General features: G+C 42.5%; 15 protein-coding genes. 11 read left to right on the top strand and 4 right to left on the bottom strand.

Going from position 1 to position 23221, the window contains the following annotated elements; genetic code table 11:
• The first annotated feature begins 5 nt into the window (after nt 1-5).
• From D0S24_RS13970 to D0S24_RS13945, 6 genes are all read left to right on the top strand, one after another.
• The gene (locus D0S24_RS13970) at nt 6-1481 is read left to right on the top strand and encodes a SusD/RagB family nutrient-binding outer membrane lipoprotein (RefSeq protein ID WP_117020489.1); all 1476 of its coding nucleotides are present in this window, start codon (nt 6-8) and stop codon (nt 1479-1481) included.
• A gap of 112 nt (nt 1482-1593) precedes the next feature.
• Nucleotides 1594-3219: a hypothetical protein gene (locus tag D0S24_RS13965; protein ID WP_117020488.1), complete on the top strand. Its 1626-nt coding sequence runs from the start codon at nt 1594-1596 to the stop codon at nt 3217-3219.
• A gap of 406 nt (nt 3220-3625) precedes the next feature.
• On the top strand, nt 3626-6088 hold the full coding sequence (locus D0S24_RS13960; protein ID WP_117020487.1) for a glycosyl hydrolase family 95 catalytic domain-containing protein: 2463 nt from the start codon (nt 3626-3628) through the stop codon (nt 6086-6088).
• Nucleotides 6085-7122: an alcohol dehydrogenase catalytic domain-containing protein gene (locus D0S24_RS13955; RefSeq protein WP_117020486.1), complete on the top strand. Its 1038-nt coding sequence runs from the start codon at nt 6085-6087 to the stop codon at nt 7120-7122. Before D0S24_RS13960 ends, D0S24_RS13955 begins: the two co-directional genes overlap by 4 nt.
• Before the next feature lie 7 nt (nt 7123-7129).
• Nucleotides 7130-8092, top strand: a complete 963-nt coding sequence (locus tag D0S24_RS13950) for an aldo/keto reductase (RefSeq protein ID WP_117020485.1) — start codon at nt 7130-7132, stop codon at nt 8090-8092.
• A gap of 2 nt (nt 8093-8094) precedes the next feature.
• The gene (locus D0S24_RS13945) at nt 8095-9708 is read left to right on the top strand and encodes a sodium:solute symporter (protein WP_117020484.1); all 1614 of its coding nucleotides are present in this window, start codon (nt 8095-8097) and stop codon (nt 9706-9708) included.
• A gap of 232 nt (nt 9709-9940) precedes the next feature.
• Here D0S24_RS13945 and D0S24_RS13940 read toward each other — a convergent pair whose 3' ends face one another.
• Both D0S24_RS13940 and D0S24_RS13935 read right to left on the bottom strand, forming a co-directional pair.
• Nucleotides 9941-11179: an ROK family transcriptional regulator gene (locus D0S24_RS13940; protein ID WP_117020483.1), complete on the bottom strand. Its 1239-nt coding sequence runs from the start codon at nt 11177-11179 to the stop codon at nt 9941-9943.
• 364 nt (nt 11180-11543) lie between these two features.
• A complete protein-coding gene (locus D0S24_RS13935; protein WP_147321462.1) occupies nt 11544-12035 on the bottom strand; it encodes a DUF4440 domain-containing protein in 492 nt (163 codons plus the stop codon).
• A gap of 396 nt (nt 12036-12431) precedes the next feature.
• Between D0S24_RS13935 and D0S24_RS13930 the strand changes: the two genes are divergently transcribed.
• From D0S24_RS13930 to D0S24_RS13910, 5 genes are all read left to right on the top strand, one after another.
• Nucleotides 12432-13154, top strand: coding sequence for a head GIN domain-containing protein (locus tag D0S24_RS13930; protein ID WP_117020481.1), 723 nt, complete (start codon nt 12432-12434; stop codon nt 13152-13154).
• Between the two features lie 309 nt (nt 13155-13463).
• On the top strand, nt 13464-16145 hold the full coding sequence (locus tag D0S24_RS13925) for a c-type cytochrome (RefSeq protein ID WP_117020480.1): 2682 nt from the start codon (nt 13464-13466) through the stop codon (nt 16143-16145).
• Nucleotides 16146-16204: 59 nt separating this feature from the next.
• Complete coding sequence (locus D0S24_RS13920; RefSeq protein ID WP_147321461.1) at nt 16205-16426, top strand: hypothetical protein; 222 nt, start codon at nt 16205-16207, stop codon at nt 16424-16426.
• A 2-nt stretch (nt 16427-16428) separates the two neighbouring features.
• Complete coding sequence (locus tag D0S24_RS13915; protein ID WP_117020478.1) at nt 16429-17232, top strand: DUF1080 domain-containing protein; 804 nt, start codon at nt 16429-16431, stop codon at nt 17230-17232.
• Between the two features lie 380 nt (nt 17233-17612).
• Nucleotides 17613-19355: a sulfatase gene (locus D0S24_RS13910; protein ID WP_117020477.1), complete on the top strand. Its 1743-nt coding sequence runs from the start codon at nt 17613-17615 to the stop codon at nt 19353-19355.
• A 54-nt stretch (nt 19356-19409) separates the two neighbouring features.
• Here the strand turns inward: D0S24_RS13910 and D0S24_RS13905 are convergent, their stop codons facing one another.
• Both D0S24_RS13905 and D0S24_RS13900 read right to left on the bottom strand, forming a co-directional pair.
• Entirely contained in the window at nt 19410-20849 is a 1440-nt protein-coding gene (locus D0S24_RS13905) for a sulfatase (protein ID WP_117020476.1), read from the bottom strand.
• 393 nt (nt 20850-21242) lie between these two features.
• Entirely contained in the window at nt 21243-23129 is a 1887-nt protein-coding gene (locus tag D0S24_RS13900) for a cytochrome-c peroxidase (protein ID WP_117020475.1), read from the bottom strand.
• Nucleotides 23130-23221: the final 92 nt, after the last annotated feature.

Below are 23221 nucleotides of genomic sequence, written 5' to 3'. Positions count from 1 at the left end.
GTATCATGAAAATCAAAACTAAAAATCTATTTTATTTGTCAGTGATTACAATTTTCCTGTTGGGCGCTTGTACCGATGACTTTGAAATGCTCAATACCAGCCCCAACAATGCAACGATTGTTCCCGCTACCAATGTACTGGGAAGGGCCCTATTGACCTCTTCGAATATTCTTTACGGTGAACGTCTTGATGTCTATTACGCAGGCTCCTTCTCTGGTTTTACGGCTGCCATTGGAGCAGGTGATTATGAATTTCGCGTGGATATTAACAATAGTCAATGGGATGCCATGTTTTCCTCGATGACCTATGCTGTTGAAACCATGAAATTGGCAGAGGGAGAAGGCAACGACAACCTATATGCAGCGGGATTGACCTTAAAAAGCTATATGGCACACAAAGCCACGGATATGTGGGGTAAAATTCCCTACTCGGAAGCGTTCAATCTTGAAAATAACATTCTATACCCCAATTACGATACCGAACAAGAGGTGTATACCCAAATCCTATCGGAATTAAAAACTGCGGCAGACATGTTCAGTGAGGACGGGGGCGCCATAGGAGCTGGAGATTTTCTTCTCAATGGGGATGTACAAAAGTGGCGGAAATTCTGTAATTCCACAAGGTTACGTGTTGCCATTAGGATGTCCTCTGCCGATGAAGCTGGTTCAAAAACAGTTATTTCCGAGATACTTGGCAATCCTGGCAAATATCCGTTAATGGCTTCCAATGACGACAATGCCTATTTCTGGTGGCCAGGTGCTGCCCCGGACCTAGAACCTTGGTATGCCAGAATGGGTGCGGATAACGGCAACAAAACAGATCAGTATCGTACCAACAATACCCTGGTTTCATTACTCGTGGAAAATAACGACCCAAGACTGGCGGTTTATGTTGACAAAAACAAGTATGGAAACTATAGGGGCTATAAATTTGGCCCCAACCAGTTAAGCGATACCTTGAACAATGGCAACAATGTATCCCATATTGGAGATAGGTTCGGCAACGACCCGGATGGATTTTCCCCCTTCATGAACGTAGCAGAGGTATTTTTTATCAAGGCAGAGGCCTATCAGCGCAATCTCGCTCCCAGTGGCAACGCAAAAGAAGCCTATGAAATGGGAATAACCATGTCCATGAAAGAAAATGGTGTAGACGATACGGCCATTGAAACCTATCTTACCGAGCCCGAAGTGGCATGGAACAGTGGAACTACGTCCAATCTCGAAAAAATATACCTACAGAAATGGATCTCCTTGTTTAAGCAGAGTGTTGAAGGTTGGGCAGAAGCCAGAAGAACGGATATACCCCTTATGCTGGATGTCTCACAAAATTATTCCAGCACACACAATAGGCCCCCGTTCAGAATGGCATATCCCGATTCGGAAAAATCATTGAATACCAATTTCCCAGGGGATATTGTTGAAAAGGATATTTTTTGGGGCACTCAGCTGTGGTGGGACAAACGTCCCAACGTTAATTAATTATTTGATATAATCAAGTTGGTTATTTGTTAGTTAGAGTTAGTTGGAAATAGCGGCAAATTCTCTGCCGCTATTTTTTACTGGACATATAAGCACTATTTAAAATAAACCCATGATCAAGTTTACAATTACCGCTATACTATGCTGTTTGGCCCTATCCACTTGTTCCGTTGGCAAAGGCCCCAAAACGCAGATCAATGACCCAACCCCTAGCCAAGTAACCGAGGGGTCAAAAGGATTACAAGGCTATATCAGTTATTTTTTACCAAAGGTTCCAAAGGAATATGGTGCTGGAGTAAGCTTTTATTCCGCCGTATGGCCTTTGATAGACAAACCCTTGGCCAATTTCCAAATTGGATTGCCCAGTACCTGGATCATCCCCGAAAATGGCGATGTCTCATTTCCGCTCTGCCCGGAAGGGTCTTTGGCTAGAGATTGGGAAGAGCGAAGCCCCACTTGGTCCAGCGTTTTCCAAACGGTAGAAGGAGGTATCGGGTATTGGAGGGGAAACAGGTTCCGATATTCCTCTCCTAAATTTAGTATCAATGGCGTTCCCGGATGTTATGATTACGAAGTAGCCTCTCCAGGATGGCCATTTTTCCATAGTAGCACGCCTTTGGCAGATAATAAAATGGGAATTGCCCAACTGAGCAATCGACTTATTATTCCACCTGACGGAATTACCTTTCAAGGCCAACCCGATGGCCAATTTCTTGGATATGCCTGGATGGTCCTGCCCTTTATGGAGGCCAGATCCGGCTCAGGGCCCAGAGGTGATCAAAGTTGGACCCTTTTTCTTAATGCGACCAATTTTAAAGGTCCTGTGGCCTACTATGTGGCAGAAACATGGACCAAAATTGCAAAAGACTACCCCATTGTTACAGGACACACGCTCGACACCAGGCCGGGGGTTGCAGGTTCAGGTGCCATGGAAATCAACACGGTGCCCAAGTTTGAACTAAAAACTTCAAAGGACACGCTATATACCAAGATTCCCGCCCTAAACTTCCCGTTGGACGAAGAAGGAAGGACCATATTGGTACAGGATGTACAGCTGTATTCAAAAGAGACCTTGTACCAACCCTTCAAAAATTGGAAGGACAAAAAGATAAAACACAACGGTACCTTTGGAAAGACAGGCGTATTCCAACCTATTTTAGGTACTAGAAAAACTCAATTTAAACAAGATGACGAACTATTAGGTGGTATAGATGATCTACTTAGGGCGGAAATATTTTCGGATAATCAATTTGGAATCAGTTGGAACAAAAATACCACTGTTGGTGTTGCCGGAAAATTCCCCCAATATTTCATTAAAACAGACGAAAAGGGCAGAAAGGCTATCCCGGAATCACTGGTTCCCACGGAATTGGTGTCCCAAGAATTTCGCTTGGCCGAGAAAGGTGAGCCCTATACCTCTCCGAACACTGGAGCTTGGAGCACTCCGGGTCCTGCATCCAAAGAAGAATCGACTACCCTGGCGGATGGGTCAACGGTTACCTATTGTTGGTATCGCTTTATAGATCAACCCTCGCTGCAGCAATATGAATGGACCCCTGAAGAAAAGCAAAAACTACAATCCCTTGTTGAACAGATCCATTCACATTGGTTAATTGATAATGAATATATGGAACCACTAAAAAATGGCGAATTGATATCCATAGACCGGGCACTGATTATAAAGCCCCCCAAACCTTATGAAGTTGGATATGTACCAATTGTTACCGGCCAAAAATAGCATCCAAGAACCACTTGGCCGACAAAATTTTGAATATACCGGATATAAAGATTTGTATTTTAATGAATTAAATGAATATTTTCTACCAAAACATGGAATGCCCATGTATTGAAAAAACCTGTTAAGATGGTTAATGATACCTTTAAACCAGTGTCTAGTCAACGTTTAAATGACGGGTAAGGAATGATGTATCTTGAGTTGGGCCAAGGCGCAAAAAACGAGCATAGCCGTAGCTACGTAAGGATTTTTGCAACGCAGGAGCGGCTCAAGAGACACTTTAAATTACCCGTAGGTTTAGGCTTGACTGGACACTATCTTAAACAATAATGGAAATACCAACAATTAATAACAGAATATATCCAAAGGGAAACCCAACACTAGTTTTAAAATATAAAATATCACTACTATGAATTTAAAAAGTGTACTAGCCTGCGCTATTTTTATTACCGGAATCTTATTGAATGCACAGGTGCCTGAAAAAGTAGGAAGCAATACCAATACGAAACAAACTACTTTTGATCCCGGTACCGTTCTTTGGTTCGATACGCCCGCCAGCGTTTGGGAAGAGGCCCTTCCCGTTGGGAATGGTCGGTTGGGAGCCATGGTATATGGCGCCCATGACGAGGAAAAAATCCAGTTCAACGAGGAAACCTATTGGACAGGTGGCCCCTACTCTACAGTAGTAAAAGGAGGCTATAAAAAACTCCCGGAAATACAGAAACTCATTTTCAATGGTGAGCCCCTTAAGGCGCACAAGCTATTTGGACGTGCACTGATGGGCTATCCCGTAGAACAGCAGAAATATCAATCCATGGCCAACCTACATCTTTTCTTCGATACGGACAGTGTGCAGGATTATAAAAGATCCCTGGACCTAAAAACAGGAGTAGTCACGGTTACCTACAAATCCAAGGGGGTAAGCTTCACCCGGGAAACCTTTGCCTCTGCCGTTGACCAGACAATAGCCTTACGCATTACCGCCGACAGACCTGGCAGCATCTCCTTTAACGCCCAACTTAGGGGCGTTAGAAACGGTTCTCACTCCAACTATGCCACCGACTATTTTCGTATGGACGGCATTGGAGACAACCAGTTAAAATTGACAGGGAAATCTGCGGACTATATGGGTATAGAAGGTAAGTTAAAATATGAAGCACGAATCAAGGCGGTGCCGGAGGGGGGATCTATGAGCATTGAAGACACTATGATGAGCATAAAGAATGCAGATACCGTTACCCTATATTTTGTTGCTGCAACGAATTTCGTTGATTATAAAACCGTAGATGCAGATCAGCATGCCCGTGTGGAAAAAGCCTTGTTGAACATGGAACAAAAAACATTTGCCAACATTAAGGAAATGGCCTTGGCAGATTACAAAACCTATTTTGACAGAGTTGCACTTACACTACCAACTACAGCCAATTCGTATTTGGCAACGGATCAGCGTTTGTCCAAAATCCAGGACGAACCGGATCCCCAATTGGCTACATTATGTTATAATTTTGGAAGATATCTTTTAATTTCATCTTCTAGGCCCGGTACCCAGCCCGCAAACCTTCAAGGTATTTGGAACAACGATATGAATCCTTCCTGGGATTCCAAGTACACAACGAACATCAACACGGAAATGAATTATTGGCCAGTGGAGACCGCCAACCTCTCCGAGCTATCTGAACCCTTGATCACCATGGTAAAGGAATTAACGGACCAGGGCACGGAGGTTGCCAAGGAACATTATGGCGCAAAAGGCTGGGTCTTTCACCAGAACACGGACCTTTGGCGGGTGGCCGCTCCCATGGACGGCCCTACATGGGGAACCTATACTGTGGGAGGGGCATGGCTGACCACTCATTTATGGGAACATTATTTATTTACCCAAGACAAAGCCTACCTTAAGGAAATCTACCCCATAATAAAAGGATCCGTTGAGTTTTTCATGGATTTTCTAGTTGAATACCCCGGAAAGGATTGGTTGGTGACCAATCCTTCAAATTCGCCGGAAAATCCTCCTAAGGGCAAGGGTTATGAGTATTTCTATGACGAGGTAACCGGTATGTACTATTTTACCACCATTGTAGCTGGTGCCACTATGGACATGCAAATATTAAAGGATCTTTTCAGCTATTACGGCTCGGCATCGGCCATTTTAGGGGTAGATAGTGAATTTGCAAAAAAGGTAATGGATGCGCGAAAACGTTTTCCTCCATCTCAAATTGGAAAGGACGGCATGCTTCAAGAGTGGACAGAGGACTACGAACAATTGGAGAAAAATCATCGACACTTTTCACATCTTTACGGCCTTTATCCCGGGAATGTAATCTCAGCTGACCGGACTCCTGAACTTGTAGAACCGGTTAAAAAAGTATTGGAACAGCGGGGCGATGGCGGAATGGGTTTTTCCAGAGGATGGAAAATGTCCCTTTGGGCACGTTTACATGATGGAAACAGGGCCCATTCCATTTTTAAGGGCTATCTAAAGGAACAATGTTTCTCCTCCCTTTTTGCCAAATGCGGAAAACCGTTACAAGTTGATGGATCCCTGGGCGTAACGGCAGGAATTACCGAAATGCTCCTTCAATCCCATGAAGGGTTTATAGACCTGCTCCCCGCACTTCCTTCCGAATGGCCGGAGGGGCAATTCAAGGGCGTATGCGCCAGGGGAGGCTTTGAACTTGATTTCACTTGGGAAAATAAAAAAATAACGACTTTGGAAGTACTGTCCAAGGCCGGGGTACCTTTTAGATTAAAAACCAGCAACAGGGTCAAGATATACATGGACGGAAAATTGATCAGTTTTAAGAAACGCCCCCATAATATCATTGAATTCACGACTATTAAAGGTAAAAGATATACGCTCAAAGAAATATGAAATCCTATTTATTGTACGGCAAAAAAGACCTGAGGTATTGCGATATACCTTATCCCAATGATACTTCCGATGATGAAGTTATTGTAAGAATAAAATCGGTCGGTATTTGTGGTTCGGACATCCATTATTATAATGATGGTAAAATTGGCGATTTCATTCCCCAAGAACCCTTTGCACTAGGCCATGAGCTGGCTGGAATAATAGAAAAGGAATCCCCCTTAAACCCAACACTAAAAAAGGGAACCAGGGTCGGTATTAATCCATCACGTCCATGTAAAACTTGCTGGTATTGTATGGAGGGAAAACAAAATCTCTGTCCCAAGATGATGTATATCGGTTCTGCCAGTATATTTCCTCATTTAAACGGCGGGTTTTCAGAATATATTAAGATCCCTGCAGAAAACTGCATTCCCTTAAAGGATTTTATAAGTTTTGAAATGGCCGCCTTGTTGGAGCCGCTCTCGGTAGTCCTTCATGCGCTTTCCGTAGCTGGTGACCTCAAAGGAAAATCGGTACTGGTCACCGGGGCCGGCACCATTGGCCAGCTATGTCTTATGGCCGCGGGCCTATATACATCAGAACCAATAGTAATAACGGACATTAGAACTCCCGCCTTGAAAAAAGCCAAGGAAAATGGGGCCACCGCTGCCCTGAATCCGCAAGAGTCGGGTTTTGAAAAAGAAATAACGGCCTTGGCCCCCAACGGATACGACATTTTATTGGAAGCGTCCGGTGCTGGAACTATTTTAAACACTATGGTCAAATTTATGAAAAAGGGCAGCAAAATTCTACAGTTGGGCATGCTTCAAGACAATGCCCCATTTCCTTTTGTAACATTTATGAAACATGAACTGACCTTTCAATCTTCCTTCCGGTTTAATAATGAATATGCATTGGCCATAGCGCTTTTGGAGAAACAAAAAATTGACCTGACCAAAATAATTACCAACCGATTTCCTTTCGACAAAATTCCGGAAGCGATGACCACTGCCTCCAATTCTTTAAACGATATTAAAATCATTGTAGAAAATTAAGATCAGCATGAAATACAATACCTTGGGTAAAACCAATATAAAGATTAGTGAACTGAGTTTTGGTGCCTCGGCAATTGGCGGTATGTTCAATAATGTTGAAAAGGATGAAGCCATTAAGACCGTGCATGCCGCCTTTGATAGGGGAATAAATTATTTCGACACTTCACCTGCCTATGGCAGGAATAACTCCGTTTATGGCCCGGTTACTTCGGAAACCATTCTTGGCAACGGACTAAAAGGTTTGAAACGTTCGGAAATAATACTTTCCACCAAGGCAGGGAAAACCTCCTCCTTACCCCCTGAATTAAATTTTAGATATGGCGCCATTACAAAATCGGTAGAGGCCAGTTTAAACAGACTTCAAACGGATTATTTGGATATCTTATTTTTGCACGATATTGAATACAACAAGGGAATTGAACTAAATATTGCCCTAAATGAAGGGCTGGAAGCACTGAGGGATATGAAAAAGGCAGGTAAAATTAGAGCGATCGGTATCTCCTGCTATTCCATGGAAGTACTTAAAAAAGTAATTCCCAATTATAATTTGGATACGGTCCTCGTTCACAATCACTACACCCTTATCAATAACCAACTATTGGAATTATTACCAAAAATCAATGCCAAGCATATAGGCCTGGTAAGCGCTTCTCCTTTTGCCAGTGGATTATTGACACATCAGGGACCCCCTGATTGGTATCCCATTACCCATCAGGATTTGTGCGTGGTGCACAAAACCATTAATTATTGCAAGGAAAACAATGTACCCCTTGAAAAATTGGCAATTCAGTTTGCCGTAAGCAACCCGGAAATTCCAACCACTTTATTTAGCTGTACCCAACAAAGTATTTTAAATAAAAACGTAGATTGGTATCAAGAACCGATAGATCCAGACATGATCAAAAATGTTCAAAAGTTACTTGAACCACTTATGAACAAGGATTTTGATTTTGGAGAATATAATGACTGACCATGAACTATATTGATTTAATAATTATTGTTTCATATCTTGTTGGAATCCTTGCACTGGGCATTTTTTCATCAAGGAGCAAAAAAATGACCTCGGACAACTACTTCCTGGCCGGACGTAGTTTAAACTGGGTAATTATTGGTGCCGCACTCTTCGCGAGCAATATTTCTACCATCCATTTAGTTGGGCTGGCCGCTTCCGGATTTGAAGATGGTCTGGTATGGGGCAATTTTGAATGGATGGCCTCTATAGTCCTTATTCTTTTAGGCCTTATTTTTGCTCCCTTTTATTTTAAGAGCAAAATTTCCACTCTTCCCGAGTTTCTGGAAAAGAGATATAGTTCCCCATCCAGATCCTTCCTTGCCTTTATGGCAATCTTGGGGGCATTATTTGTACATATTGGCATGAGCCTCTATGCCGGGGCAATTGTATTCAAGTCCTTTTTTGGGATCGATGTATTTGTTTCCATTGTAATCATTTCCGTAATCACCGCCACTTACACCATCTTGGGAGGATTAAGGGCGGTGGTAATAACGGAAACTGTTCAAACGGTTGTCCTGATCATTGGCGCTGTAATATTGACCATTTTTGCTATTAAAGCGCTGCCCGAAGTTGGCGTAAACAACTTAACAGATTTTAAGAACAGTGTAAGGCCAGACCAGCTCAGCATGCTAAGAAGCGGTGATAATGCAGGAAATTCAGGATTATCATGGTATGCTATATTCTTGGGCTATCCTATTTTAGGGCTTTGGTACTGGTGTTCAGACCAGACTATTGTACAACGGGTACTGGCTGCCAAAAGTGAAGACGACGCACAAAAGGGCCCTATTTTTGCAGGCTTTCTAAAAATACTACCTGTTTTTATCATGGTACTTCCGGGAGTGTTGGGTTATGTATTGTTTAAGGACAAAATAACCAACAGTAACGAAACCCTGCCCGTATTGATCAGTGAATTACTTCCAATCGGGATTAAAGGCATTTTTGCAGCAGCTCTTCTTTCTGCACTAATGAGTACCATTGCCGCGGCCCTAAATAGTTGTTCCACCCTAGTGGCCATTGACATTGCGAAAAGAATAAAGCCTTCCCTTTCCGATAAAAAACAAGTACGGATAGGAAAATATGTCGCTGTAATTGTAATGATTTTAGCCATAGCTTGGTCCACCCAGGGCGGAAGATTCAATAGCATTTTTGAAGCCATCAATAAGATTGCCGCTGCATTGGCCCCCCCAATTGCCACAGTATTTCTATTTGGAGTATTTAGTAAACGGGGTACAAAGGAAGCCTCCTTAATAACTTTGATCTTTGGCTTTATAATTGGAATCAGCGCCTTTGCGGCAGATTTTATCCCAACTCTCTATGGCAAGCCAAGTATTATAACTGATACCTGGGGAATACCCTTCATGATGCAGGCATGGTGGCTGTTTTGCATATGTTCCGTAGTATATTTTATAGTTAGTTACCTTACCCCCGAACCCACCATAAAGCAATTACAATATACATGGGACAACCCATGGCAATTTCTTACCGATAAGAAATTTAAAGGGGTACAGGACGTTCGCTTTTATGCCGGCGCTCTTTTAGCCCTCATTGTAATCCTATATAGTATTTTCCAATAAGTCTGGGCAACCAGAATGTCCGGCCAAACAATAAAATGTTGCTTAGCTTTAGCTATCGAACCGCATTATTAATGCTGGTCAGGTGAAAATAACAAGACTGGGGGCGACTTAAATATGGTTAACATGATACTATAACCATAGATATTTAAATTAATTTCCACATGTGCAATTTAATTGTTTATGTGCCTTTGGCAGAATAAAGAAGAAGTTGTTGTTATAAATAAGTTCTATATCAATTTCCCACCAAACTTCCAGACAACTCCAAGTTTAAGATTTTATTCAATACCACGGAGACCGCACCAATAGAGGTTGCTTGGTCCCCAAAGGTGGAAGGCCGAATATTTACCCTTGCGTTTCCGGCCAATAAATACTTATCCCTCTTCCGATCGATCAAATCAAAGAGCAAATCTCCGTTCAGGGAAATACCCCCTCCTATGTACACTGTTTCCGGATTTAATAAATTTGAGATTGTCCCTATGCCTTTACATAAATATTCCGCTACATCATCATATATCTTCATTGACTCCCTATCCCCTTTTTTGGCTGCCCTGGCAACCAATTCTGCCGTAATCAGTTCTTCATTTCCCATACATAGTTCCTTCAACATTTCCGACCTATTATCCTTCAGTACCAGTTTGCCCAAAGAGGCAATCCTATGTCCCGAAGCCAGGGCTTCAAGGCAACCGTACATCCCACATTTACATTGAACGTCACTATCGGTATCTACAGGGATATGTCCAAATTCGCCGGCGAAACCTGAAAAACCTTTCAACAGATTGCCTTCAACCACAAGTCCGGAGGCAATTCCATATCCAATATTGATCACTGCAAAATTTTTCTGACTTTCCTTTACTCCCATCTTTAATTCCCCCAATGCCATTAATCGAGTGGAGTTATCATAAAAAAATGGAAGATCCAAATGCTTGTCCAACTCCTTTCTTAAATCAATATTGGTCCAACCGAAATCCGGAGAAGATTCAATAATGCCCGTTTCACTATTTACCAAACCGGCGACCCCGATACCGACTCCCCATATTTTGGTCCCGGCTTCTTTCCTCTTCTGCAGCTTATGAATTATCCTTACCATCTTTTCTACAATACTGGAAAAGCCTTTTTCCAATTCCGTAGGAACCTGTATTTCGGATACGAAATTGGCATTTAGATCTACCAAGCATCCTCTGATATAGGTAGCACCCAAATCTATACCGATGATATAATTATTACTGTTCTTGAATTTTACGATCAAAGGAGGCCTTCCCCCGCTGGAATTACCTACCCCTAGACTTTCGACCAAACCGTCCACATGTATCAGTTCATCCACTATGCGGGTGATGGATGGAGGGGTTAGTCCGGACACCTTGGCCAGGGCAGAGCGACTAATTTGATCGTTATGCTTTATAAGTTTTAAAACAATTTTTTTATTGGCAAGATGCAAAGAGGCCGCATCCATTTTTGCATATTCTTTTTTCATTCCATCGAAAATTATCTAAAATCAAAGATATTAAAATACCTTTCATAAATAGTTTTCCACGAAAAAGTTTTAAAAGAATATATCGATTTTAAATAAGGAATATATGATATCCATGAGTTAATTATGAATTAATGCCTTAATAGCAAAACTCATGGCCATTTTCAATAATTCAACAAACTTATAATATACATATTAAAAAGAAAATGACTTAACGTTTAGTACGATAGCCTAACAGAAGTTCTTTATGGCCACTATTTAAGCAATACTCCCAACAATTTCCAAATCCTTTATGATTGCGCCAAATCCATATAAACAAAAGGGCAGACCATGAATGTCATGGGCAAAAATAAAAATCGTTTCAATATCACATTTTCCCCATACGCATCCATTCATCCTTGGTGGCATGTAATTTTTGATGCTCTAGCATTAATTGCCATTTTCCGTTCTTGCTTATCAAGAGGGCATCGAAATGAACAAACCTTTCCGTACGTTCACCATTTTCATCCAACAAATCATATCTAAATATACCTCTTTCAAAAGCAGTGGTCCCATCTCCGGTCCGTTCTGAAAATCTAAAATCCAAGGTTACTTTAGTTATGCCTTTTTTAGTATTTTCCAGCCCATCCGTCCATTTTTTTAATGCCTTGTCCAAAGAGTAACAGACTTTGCCCGTATCCGAAACCAAAATCCCATCTTCATGAAACGTTTCCCCATAGCCCGCAACATCCCCGGATTCCACCTTTTCCTTCACTACATCCCAGTATGCGTTCAATTCTGTTATTCTGCTCTGTGCAAGCCCATTACAATGGATCAACATACAAATGAACGTCACTAATAATACTTTTCGGATTTCCATATTATTTTTTTTTAATTGCTGTTCTGAATTATTTAGTTGCCGGGTTCCCAAACTCCCGTCACCAAAATAATCAACATTTTGTTAAGGCCCAACAATACCAAATGGTAGTCTTTTCTATGAACAAAAATACTGACCTCCAACTAAACTCTGCAATGAAATTACATCAGCCTTGGAACAAAATAAAATTCCTTGACAAGGACTGGTTGATGAATTGGCAGTAAGCAGTTTGCGGTTATAAAGTTGAATGTTCAATGTTGTCCGTTCTAAAGGCGGAGTCGAGACTAGAATTCAGTGACAAAACAAACCTATCATAAGGTAATAAATATAGTTCCAAAAACATGCAACCTTTTATCCGCTGGATTGTCTTTTAAACATCAATCATAAAATCTTTAGTCAATGAAAACAAAATCCTCTTACATAGGTGTTATTTTATTAGGTGCCCTTATTTCATCCTGTGATCATGAAATTATTAGGGCAAGTGGAGAAATTACCACTAGGGAAATCCAATTTAGCGGATATTCTGCTTTAGAAGTCTCGGATGCCTTTAATACTTATGTCCAATTTTCGGATACGGAAGAAAAAATTGAAATTGAAGCAAATGAAAATCTGCAGGAAAGGATCATTGTTGAATTGGTGGACGGCACTTTACGCATCAAAGTAAAAGACCATACAGGCATAAGGGGAAACCCCACCTTAAATGCGTACATCATTACCAAAAGAATTACCGATTTTGATCTATCCGGGGCTTCCAAAATTATCCTGGATTCCAAATTGGTGGCGTCCGATGTCTCGATTGAGCTTACCGGGGCTTCCGAATTTGCCGGGGAGTTGGAATTGGAACATTTGGAGTTGGCAGCAGCTGGGGCTGCCCATATAGACCTTTTTGGGCAAGTTGATAAACTGGACGCTTCCCTATCAGGGGCCAGCACGCTCAAGAACTACGATTTATTGGTCAAGGCATTGGACATCCGATTATCCGGGGCAAGTGACGCCTCATTATCGGTTACCGAAACCATCGATGTCGAGGCCTCGGGCGCCAGTAAGTTAATGTACAAGGGAAGTCCGATCATTAATAAAAGAAAGTTATCGGGAGCCTCGGAAGTCATTCATAAGCAATAGGGTTCCCATACCGCTATCCCGAACGCGGATAGCGGAGTCGAAATAACGGTAAGCAGATATGAGTAGTGAGACATTAGAAACTAGATATTTGGAGCCTGGACTGAAGTTCAAGGTTTCCTCTGCGTCTCAATTCTACAAGAATCTAACATCTAATATCTCAATTCTAACATCTAGAATCCAACATAGTGCAGAACAAACAGAAGACATCTTCGCATATATTTCCAAACCTAATACACTTCCTACCTTATAATCCTAGTTAAATCCCGATTTCTGATTATATTAGTGCGCCTAATTAAAAAAAATCAGATAATGACCAGACTATTTACCGCAATTATTTTTTCAATGCTTCTGACCGCTTCTTGTGAGAATGCCAAGAAAATGGAAACTTCAAGTACCCAAGAGCTCGATCCAAAGTTGGCAAAGCTCAAATTACAGCCGGGCTTTGTGGCAGAACACTTATATAGTCCCGCCGACAATGAGCAGGGCTCATGGGTGGCCATGGCCTTCGACAATAAGGACCGATTGATCACTGCCGATCAATACGGTACTTTGTATCGCATGGAGATCCCTGCCATCGGCTCCGAGGTATTGACCCCCAAAATTGAAAAACTGCGGATACAAACGGAGGAGCCCGTGGCCGATTCGATAATCCAAATGGGCTATGCACAAGGTTTGCTCTACGCTTTCAATAGTCTGTATGTAATGGTCAACCACCATGGAGATGATGAATTTGAGAAGGGGAGCGGGCTCTATCGTTTACAGGATACGGACAACGACGACCAATATGACAAGATTACCCAGATAAAGGCCTTGAACGGTTCGGGAGAGCACGGCCCGCACAGCATTGTCCTAAGTCCGGACGGCAAATCGCTTTACGTTATTGCAGGGAACCATACGGATCTTCCTGAAATGGATACCTATCGCTTGCCCAATGTGTGGCAGGACGACAACCTATTTCCCCAAGTAAAGGATCCCCGTGGCCATGCCAATGACCGTGGCGCCCCAGGAGGCTGGATAGCAAAAATAGATCCGGAAGGAAAACATTGGGAGCTGATCAGTGCCGGTTTCAGGAACCCTTTCGACCTTGACTTTAACGATGAAGGGGATATGTTCGTTTACGATTCCGATATGGAATGGGATTTGGGCATGCCCTGGTACCGTCCTACCCGCATCTGCCATGTTACCAGCGGTAGCGAATTTGGGTGGAGAACCGGGAACGGAAAATGGTCCCCGGCCTATCCGGACAACCTTCCGCCCATCGTAAATATAGGACAGGGATCCCCGACCAATGTAGTTTACGGAAGAGGAGCAAAATTTCCGAAAAAATATCAAAAGAGCGTTTATGCGTTCGACTGGAGTTTCGGTATCATCTACGCCATTCACCTAAAGGCAAACGGATCTTCGTATGAAGGGGAAAGGGAGGAATTTTTATCAGGAATACCCCTTCCTTTGACGGATGGAGTGATAGGTCCGGACGGTGCCATGTATTTCATGACCGGAGGGCGTAGATTGGATTCTGACCTTTACAGGGTGCATTATAACGGAAACGAGGACGTTACAGCTGCCAACAAGGCATCCGAACTCACTGAAGGAAATAAGATAAGAAGGCAATTGGAAGAATACCATACAGGTCCAAAGGACGGTGCCGTCAATTTTGCCTGGACATACCTGAACAACGCGGACCGGTTTATCCAATATGCTGCACGTATTGCCGTGGAACACCAACCCCTCCAGGAATGGCAGGGCAAGGTGCTTTCAGAAAAAGACCCCATTACCTTGGCCCAGGGAATTATTGCCCTTGCCAGACATGGCAACAAATCACAACAAGACCAGATGCTCAACGCCCTGCTAGGAGTAGATTATTCCAAGCTCACTGCCCAGCAGCAAGTGGACCAACTACGTGCTTTTGAACTTGTTTTATCCCGTTTTGGGGTTCCGGGAACAGCCATCAAGAGCAAGGTCATCGATTATCTTTCACCGCATTATCCGGCAACTTCGGATATATTGAACCAAATGCTCAGCAAAACACTGGCCTATCTGGACGACCCTAGTGTGGCCGGTAAAACATTGGCGCTCTTGGAATCGAATACAGGAGAGAATGTGGATATCATGGCCAATACCGCCACAGAGGCATCGGACCTAATTTTGAGAAATCCACAATATGGTATGGATATTGCCCGCACCCTGAAAAATATGCCTCCTGCCCAGCACACCTATTACGGGATGGTGTTGGAAGATGTAGACAAGGGGTGGACCCCGGAACTTCGTGAAAAGTATTTTAAGTGGTTCTACAAGGCTTTTTCCTTTAAAGCGGGCCTAAGCTATATCGGTTTCATAGACAAGGCCAGAAAAAAGGCATTGACCCATGTGCCCAAAGATCAGTTCGAATTATACGATAAGATGTCTGGTGCCGATCTCCTATCCAGTTCAGGCAATGATTTGGCAGAATCCACTGTTCAGCCCAAGGGTCCGGGCCGCAATTGGCAAGTTGAGGACATAGAGGCACTTGTAGCGGATGGCCTAAAGGGAAGGGATTTTGAATACGGTAAAAGTATGTTCGCGACTACAACTTGTGTCACCTGTCATTCCATGCAGGGAGAAGGAGAGAGTATTGGCCCGGACCTAACCCAATTGGGAACCCGTTTTTCTCCTCAGGATATACTTAAGGCCATAATTGAACCCAACGATGTAATTTCGGACCAATACAATACCACTGTCTACACTTTAAAGGACGGAAAATCGATAGCAGGAAGATTGATGAACGAGACCGAGCAAAATTATATCGTCTCGCAAAATCCATATGCACCTGATCAAACCCGGGAGATCCCAAAGGACCAAGTGGTGGCTACCAAACTTTCAACAATATCGTGGATGCCCCCAGGAACCATCAACAGGCTAAACGAAGAAGAGGTGAAGGACCTATTGGCCTATTTGGTTGCCGGAGGAAATCCTGAAAATCCAATTTATACCGAAAAAGGGGCCAGCAATTAGCAATGGCTATATTGGTTGAAAAAATTGGCCCCTTCAGGTTTAAGCAACCTGCACCGTTTATGCCAAGCGCGCTTGGCATAAACGGTGCTGCGTTTTATATTGTCCCGGTCTTTCCCCTCCTAGATGCCCAACCTAAACCCTTTGAGTTTACCGAGCAAAGTATTGCCTCCGAAAATCACCAAACGGTAAGGCGTTCGATAGGGGCAACAACGGAAAGAGATATTATCGTGGCCTTAAAAGATGGCCTAAACATTTATTACAACGAATCCATAAAACAATAGATATGAATTTGAAATTAACTTTTAAACCGTATATAATAGTACTGCTTGTAATTGCAACACTGCAGTCCTGTAAGGAGAAAAAAGAAAACAAGCCCCAACAGGAAGTGGCGGAAGCCACAACTGGGCAAGACGGATTTGTACCGATCTTTGATGGCAAGACACTCGATAACTGGGAAGGGGATCCCAACTATTGGAGGGTAGAAAATGGTAATCTTGTAGGAGAGGTAACCCCCACGACCTTACTTAAGAACAATACCTTTATTGTTTGGAAGGATGGCCGACCAAGTGATTTCGAATTAAAACTGGAGTTCCGTATCGCCAAAGCGGGAAACAGTGGCATCAATTATCGCAGTGAAAAAATCGATACCATTCCATATGCATTACGGGGCTATCAGGCCGATATAGACGGGGAAATCAGCTATACCGGACAGAACTATGAAGAAAAAAAACGGGCTACATTGGCCTATAGGGGTGAAAAGGCCATTATCACTTCGCAAGAAAACCCCGATACTCCGGGGTCATTGGGAGCCAATGTGGCAAATAACGCCTGGCAGAGCCGTGATGTTGTTGAATCCCTTGGAGAATCGGACGAACTCAAAACAAAAATTAAAAGCGAAGATTGGAACGAGGCCCACCTCATCATAAAGGGAAACAAATTACAGCACTTCATCAATGGTATTCTTATGAGCGAGGTAATCGACGACGATACCATTAATAGGACATCCTCGGGGTATTTAGGCGTTCAGGTGCATGTGGGCCCCCCAATGAAAGTGGAATATAGAAACATCCGTTTGAAGAATTTATAATACTTTTTCTATCAATAAATATATAATACGGATAATGAATATTTTAATTTTAACATAAGCTTAAAAAAAGTTACCATAGGAAAGGGGGTGAAAATTAAATTTTTCATCCCTTTTCTTATTGTTAAAAGGAATTCAACGCCTTAATATTAACCACAAAATGTTATTGCAAACAGGACGGCAGAGGATAGGTTATGGGCATAAAAAAATTAAATTTGATAAAATCCATTTCAATCGCGGTAATACTTTGTTTTAAAAATGAAATATCATTTACAATTAGCCATTGGAAAACTATTTTTGAAGTTAGACCTGATATATCCTATTTTATGGCATAAATAACAATTAGTGAATTGTCCTAACCAATTAACAATAAAAACAGATCGATGAAAACAGAATTTATTGTTGTACTACTCCTTTGCATATACACACTTCCCCTGAATGCTCAAAACGTAACACAGCAACAGCCAATTAAAAGACCTAACATCATCTTTATTTTAACAGACGACCAACGCTTTGATGCCTTGGGCTATGCAGGCAACACGATTATTTCTACTCCGGAAATGGACAAATTGGCCCAAGAAGGGACTTATTTTAAGAATGCCATTGTAACCACTCCGATATGCGCAGCCAGTAGAGCAAGCATATTGACCGGACTTTACGAACGCACCCACAGTTACAATTTTCAAACTGGAAATATCAGGGGCAGTTATATGGCAAATTCATATCCCACCATACTAAAGAACCATGGATACTATACCGGTTTTTATGGTAAATATGGAGTACGATATGACCAGCTGGACCTACAGTTCGATATTTTTGAATCCTATGACCGGAATGGTGCCTATCCTGATAGAAGGGGATATTATTATAAGACCTTGGGCAAGGATACGGTGCACCTTACCCGATATACGGGTCAACAGGCCATAGATTTTATAGCCGACGCCAAAACTGATAAACCATTTTGCCTTTCACTGAGCTTTAGTGCACCCCATGCCCATGACAATGCTGTAGATCAATATTTTTGGCAACCTGAATCCGATGTATTACTACAGCACATAGATATGCCCGGACCAGAACTAGCGGAAGACAAGTACTTTGAGGCACAACCAAAATTTGTACGTGATGGCTTCAACCGTTTACGCTGGACCTGGCGTTTTGATACTCCCGAAAAATACCAACATAGCATAAAGGGTTATTACAGGATGATTTCGGACATAGATAGGGAAATTGGCAAGATCAGGGAAGAACTAAGAAAAAAAGGACTTGATAAGAACACGGTAATCATTATAATGGGCGATAATGGTTATTTTTTGGGAGAGCGTCAGCTGGCCGGAAAATGGCTCTTATATGACAATTCCATACGGGTGCCCCTAATTGTGTTCGATCCGCGCCTCAAAAAACAGAAGGACAGCGATGACTTGGCTTTGAACATAGACATACCCTCCACTATTCTGGATTTGGCCGGAATACCACAGCCTAAGGTATGGCACGGCAAAAGTCTCATTCCCATCATTAAAAATCCCAAAACCAGTTTTGAGCGGGATACCATTTTGATAGAACATTTATGGGAATTTGGGGATATTCCTCCAAGTGAAGGTATACGGACCAAGGATTGGAAATACTTCCGTTATGTAAATGATCGGTCCTATGAGGAACTCTATAATTTAAAAGATGATCCAAAAGAGATCAACAACCTTGCAAAAGATTTAAAATATGCCTATAAACTAGCATCCTTTAGAAAAAAAACCAATAGCCTACTACTTGAACTTTCGGACGATTATTCCAAAGGACCATCCAATTTAATAGTTGAATGGATGGAAAATACAGCCGGGGCAACCATAATCGATTCCAACCCGGAATACGGCTGGGTGGTACCGGAAGGCGCCGTATCGCAATCGGCCTATCAGATACTGGTAGCTTCCTCCTCTGAAAAAATAGATAACAACATAGGCGATGTTTGGAATAGTGGCCAAATAAAATCGAATTCCTCAACAGAAATAGAACACGGCGGAACCCGATTAAACAGTAGGGGGACCTACTATTGGAAAGTGCGTATTTGGGATCGTGACAATCGTCTTTCAAGATATTCCAAACCTCAGATGTTCACTATGAACTACCCAAAATAATAGCCCTGTACCTAAAAAATACACAACGTTGGAAATTACAGTGTTTGTTGTTCTTTAGTGCGTATATGGCACAGTACCTGTGGCATCGACCGGATATCCCCACCTTTTAACGTATTCCATTCCAGGAAGAAATTCATCCCCGGTTTCTTTCAATCGATGGGAGAGGTCTTTTTCCAAATTGTCCTGCACGGTAGTATAGCCCTCATTGCCCACAAGGTTGAACAATTGGTAAGGATCATTGATATTGTCGAAAAGCAGCCATGGCCCGTTCAGATCCCTGGCATAGGTATACCGTAAGGTTTTTATGGCCCTGTACTCCCTGCCGCCATGTTGCACCCTGTTCCATTGCCCAAATGGTTGTACACAGCTGAGCAGGGTAGCATGCCCCAATTCCTCTTTCCCTTCCATATATGGCCTATAATCCAATCCTTCCACAGTATTGGGGATGGGAATATTGCATAGACTCAAAAGGGTGGGCATGATATCTTCCGAATTCATTAAAGCCTCCCGTTCTCCTGGAGCAATTTTAAATTTTTCGGGTAGACAATAAAGCATGGGTACCCTTACCGATTCTTCATAGGGCTGTTGTTTTTTATAGGCTCCATGGGAGCCCAATAAGTCTCCATGATCGGATGTGAATAGGATGATGGTATTATCCAATTGTCCGGATTCCTTTAAGCTTTTTACCAACTTGCCGATCATATCATCCAATGCCGCTATATGGGCATAATAACCGGCCAGATCTTTTTTTGCACGTTGCTTAAGGCTATCCGGTACATTTCTTCTGAGCCGTATCTTTTCCGGGTCAAATCGGTTCCTATATTCCAATGGAGCGGTATGGTATGGCGCGTGCGGTGTGCCATAGGAAAGGATCATCATAAACGGATTCTCGGAGGAGTTTCGTTCTTTGATATAGTCTATGGCAGCCTCCGTCTGTTCAAAGGTGTCATAGCCGTCCCAAATTTTTCTATTGGGGTCGTCGCTATCATAATACACGGAATTATTATAATCGTGGGTACATTCGTTGCCTTTCCAGAATTGGAAACCCTGCCTCCTTTTCCCAGGGGCAACATTTTGTAACCTGCCATGGCCATCCAAATGCCATTTCCCGATGTAGCCGGTATCATACCCCTGCTTGTTGAATACTTTTGCTAGGGTTACCGCATTGGTATCCAGCTGCACGTCGTTCATAAATACTCCATGGGTCAATGGGCGTTGCCCGGTCAAAAGCGATGCCCTAAATGGGGAACAAACCGGCATTCCGGAAACGGCATTTTTAAAATTAACGCTTATGGCCGCCAAACTATCCAGGTGAGGGGTAGCTATATTGGGGTCCTCCGCATAGCCGGTAGCATGGGCCCGCCATTGATCCGTTAAAAGCAGTAACACGTTGGGTTTGGAAACAATTTGGGCTTCTTCGGTTTTCTTTTTCCCTTCACAACTCCCAAGGAGGATAATACCCCATAAAATAATCAAGCAATTGCTCCCTTTCACACGTTTAATTTTTTATAAATATGATAATAAATTTATTAAAAACCTGCCTATCGGCAAAGGCAGGCCTGCCTGAACAGCATGGGCGTGTCTGTCCAAACATAGCAGTCACTTCGACATGAGCCCATTTTCGGGCAATTGAGAAGTCGCACATATTTGATCAGAGCTACTTGTGTGATTTAGCTCATGACATTTTTATTTTACGGGTATTCGTGAATCTTTGGTTTAGCTGTGCTGAATCTTCGATTTCTCCTCCCTCTAGTCGTTCGAAATGACTCCTACTTCCCTTTAACTTTTTTTGCCAACCCCTTACCGACTCCTATATCGACTGCACCTGTCTAAAGGGCGGTAGACAGCTTCCTTGGGACAAGGCACAACAATTTGACCACGGACCATTCAATCCCCATTAAGTTTGTATGCAGGTGGATCCGAAAGGGTTTCCAAAAAAGTAATGATATCTTCAATTTCTTGTTGGGACAGCTCCAAAGGCGCCTCAGGCAAAGTTTGGTTTTCCACCTCCAGCCCCATTCCTGCTCCTCCCCCCAAATTATAAAATGCCATAACTTCTTCCAAATCATTAAATAATCCGTTGTGCATATACGGTGCCGTCAAGGCCACATTCCTAACCGTTACCGTTTTGAAGGAATTCTTAAAAAAGGGATGATCGTCCACTTTCTGCCCATTTCCCATACGTCCCAAATCTGTATCCAACCTGGGGGCAATGGAATCAAAACCTTGGGTAATGCCCAACACCTCCGATTCCGATTCCATATAAAAAGGAGGAACGGTACCATTGAACACCGGTGCAAAATGACAACTTCCACAAGCTGCCTTTCCCATAAATAAATTAAATCCCCTTTTGGCATTCTCTGAATAATCCTCCGTTTGGTTCCGTACATATTTATCAAACGGGCTGTTGAAGGATTTTAAAGAGTTTACATAGGCCGCTATGGCATTGCTAATGGAACGCTGATTGATATCCTCTTTGTCTATGCCCCCATAAGCGGCCTTAAATAATTTATTGTAATGGTCATTTCTTTTCAGCTTATCGATAATAGCATCAAAATCGGTATTAAACTCTAAATCGTTATCTATAACATGTATCACCTGCTTTTCCAGGTCAAAGGCACGCATGTCCCAAAAAAAGCGTGTGGAATAGCTAGCATCTACCAAAGTAGGGGCATTTCTTGATGTAAAAACCCCTTCCCGATTGGAAACACTTTTGGGCAGACCATCCGAAAAACCTTTGATTGGATTATGACAGCTGGCACAGGACATAACATTGTCCCTGGAAAGCTGTGGATCATGGAACAACTGTTTGCCCAACCCGATGGTCTTGGGGTTGTCCAATGGCAGGTAAACATATTCGGAATAAAAATCCGTATTGATAAAACCGATATCGAATATATTCTTGACCCCATAGTTCTGGGCATGCTTTTTATAAGGTTCCAAGATAATGTTATTTGCATTTTGAAATTCCAACAATGCCGCATACAAAGGGTTGACCACCTCCTTTAAAAATCCCAACCTATCAAAATCATTAAAATTGGTCTTGGCGCCCAACATCTTCCTACCCTTTGTAAAATACTTTTTTATCGCGTCCATTTGGGCCTTGGCTTCCAAGGAAATCCCGGATTCAAAATATAAAAATGTGGTTTCAAGGCTTTCCCAAGCCACATAACTTTCCTTCAGACCATTTACAGATCCTGGCGTATCATAACCTGTTAGGCCCAAGGTATAGATCCTGACGATGCCGGACCGGATGCACTCAATAATTTGGCTCGACTTTAACTGCACCGGTAAATGTATTTTTGCGATAAAATCTACCCGTTCCTTAAGTGCATTGGCCAATACTTGAACGTGTTGTAAGTTTTCATCGGAAGCAGGCTCAAAAACAGCTTCGTCCAGTGCCTGTAACCCCCCCGGTGCAATAACACTATCCGCTTTAAAATACTCGTTTACCTTGGGCAAAGGTGCGCCATTGATATAAGTGCCATTGTAGGAGGTTTGGTAATAATCAAAAATAAACTCGATCTTCTTATAGGCCATCCTGGTGCTTTCAACCTGCTTTTTCAGTACCTCCCATTCATTAATAGAATTGGTATTCTTGGTCTGGGCCGCCAAAGCATCTACCTCATTTTGGAATTGGTGAAAATTGGCTATATATAATGCCGCTACCTTTTCCGGAATAGTATCTTTTTGGTATGGGATGGTGGTCCTGCCTCCGGACAACATCAGTAGGCCAATTAAAATAGATTCCCATAAAATGCTTGTCCTTTTCATTCTTAACTAAAGCTTCTTACCGTTTTATGGGTTTTTATTATCTAGTTTTGGGTATCCAGAGTTGGCAGTGGCAGTTTACAGTTGGCAAAAAA

Origin of the sequence: Arenibacter sp. P308M17 (assembly GCF_003426735.1) — a bacterium.
Lineage (GTDB): Bacteria > Bacteroidota > Bacteroidia > Flavobacteriales > Flavobacteriaceae > Arenibacter.
Note: the sequence above shows the minus strand (reverse complement) of the source record. Positions and strands in the feature narration are given on the sequence as shown.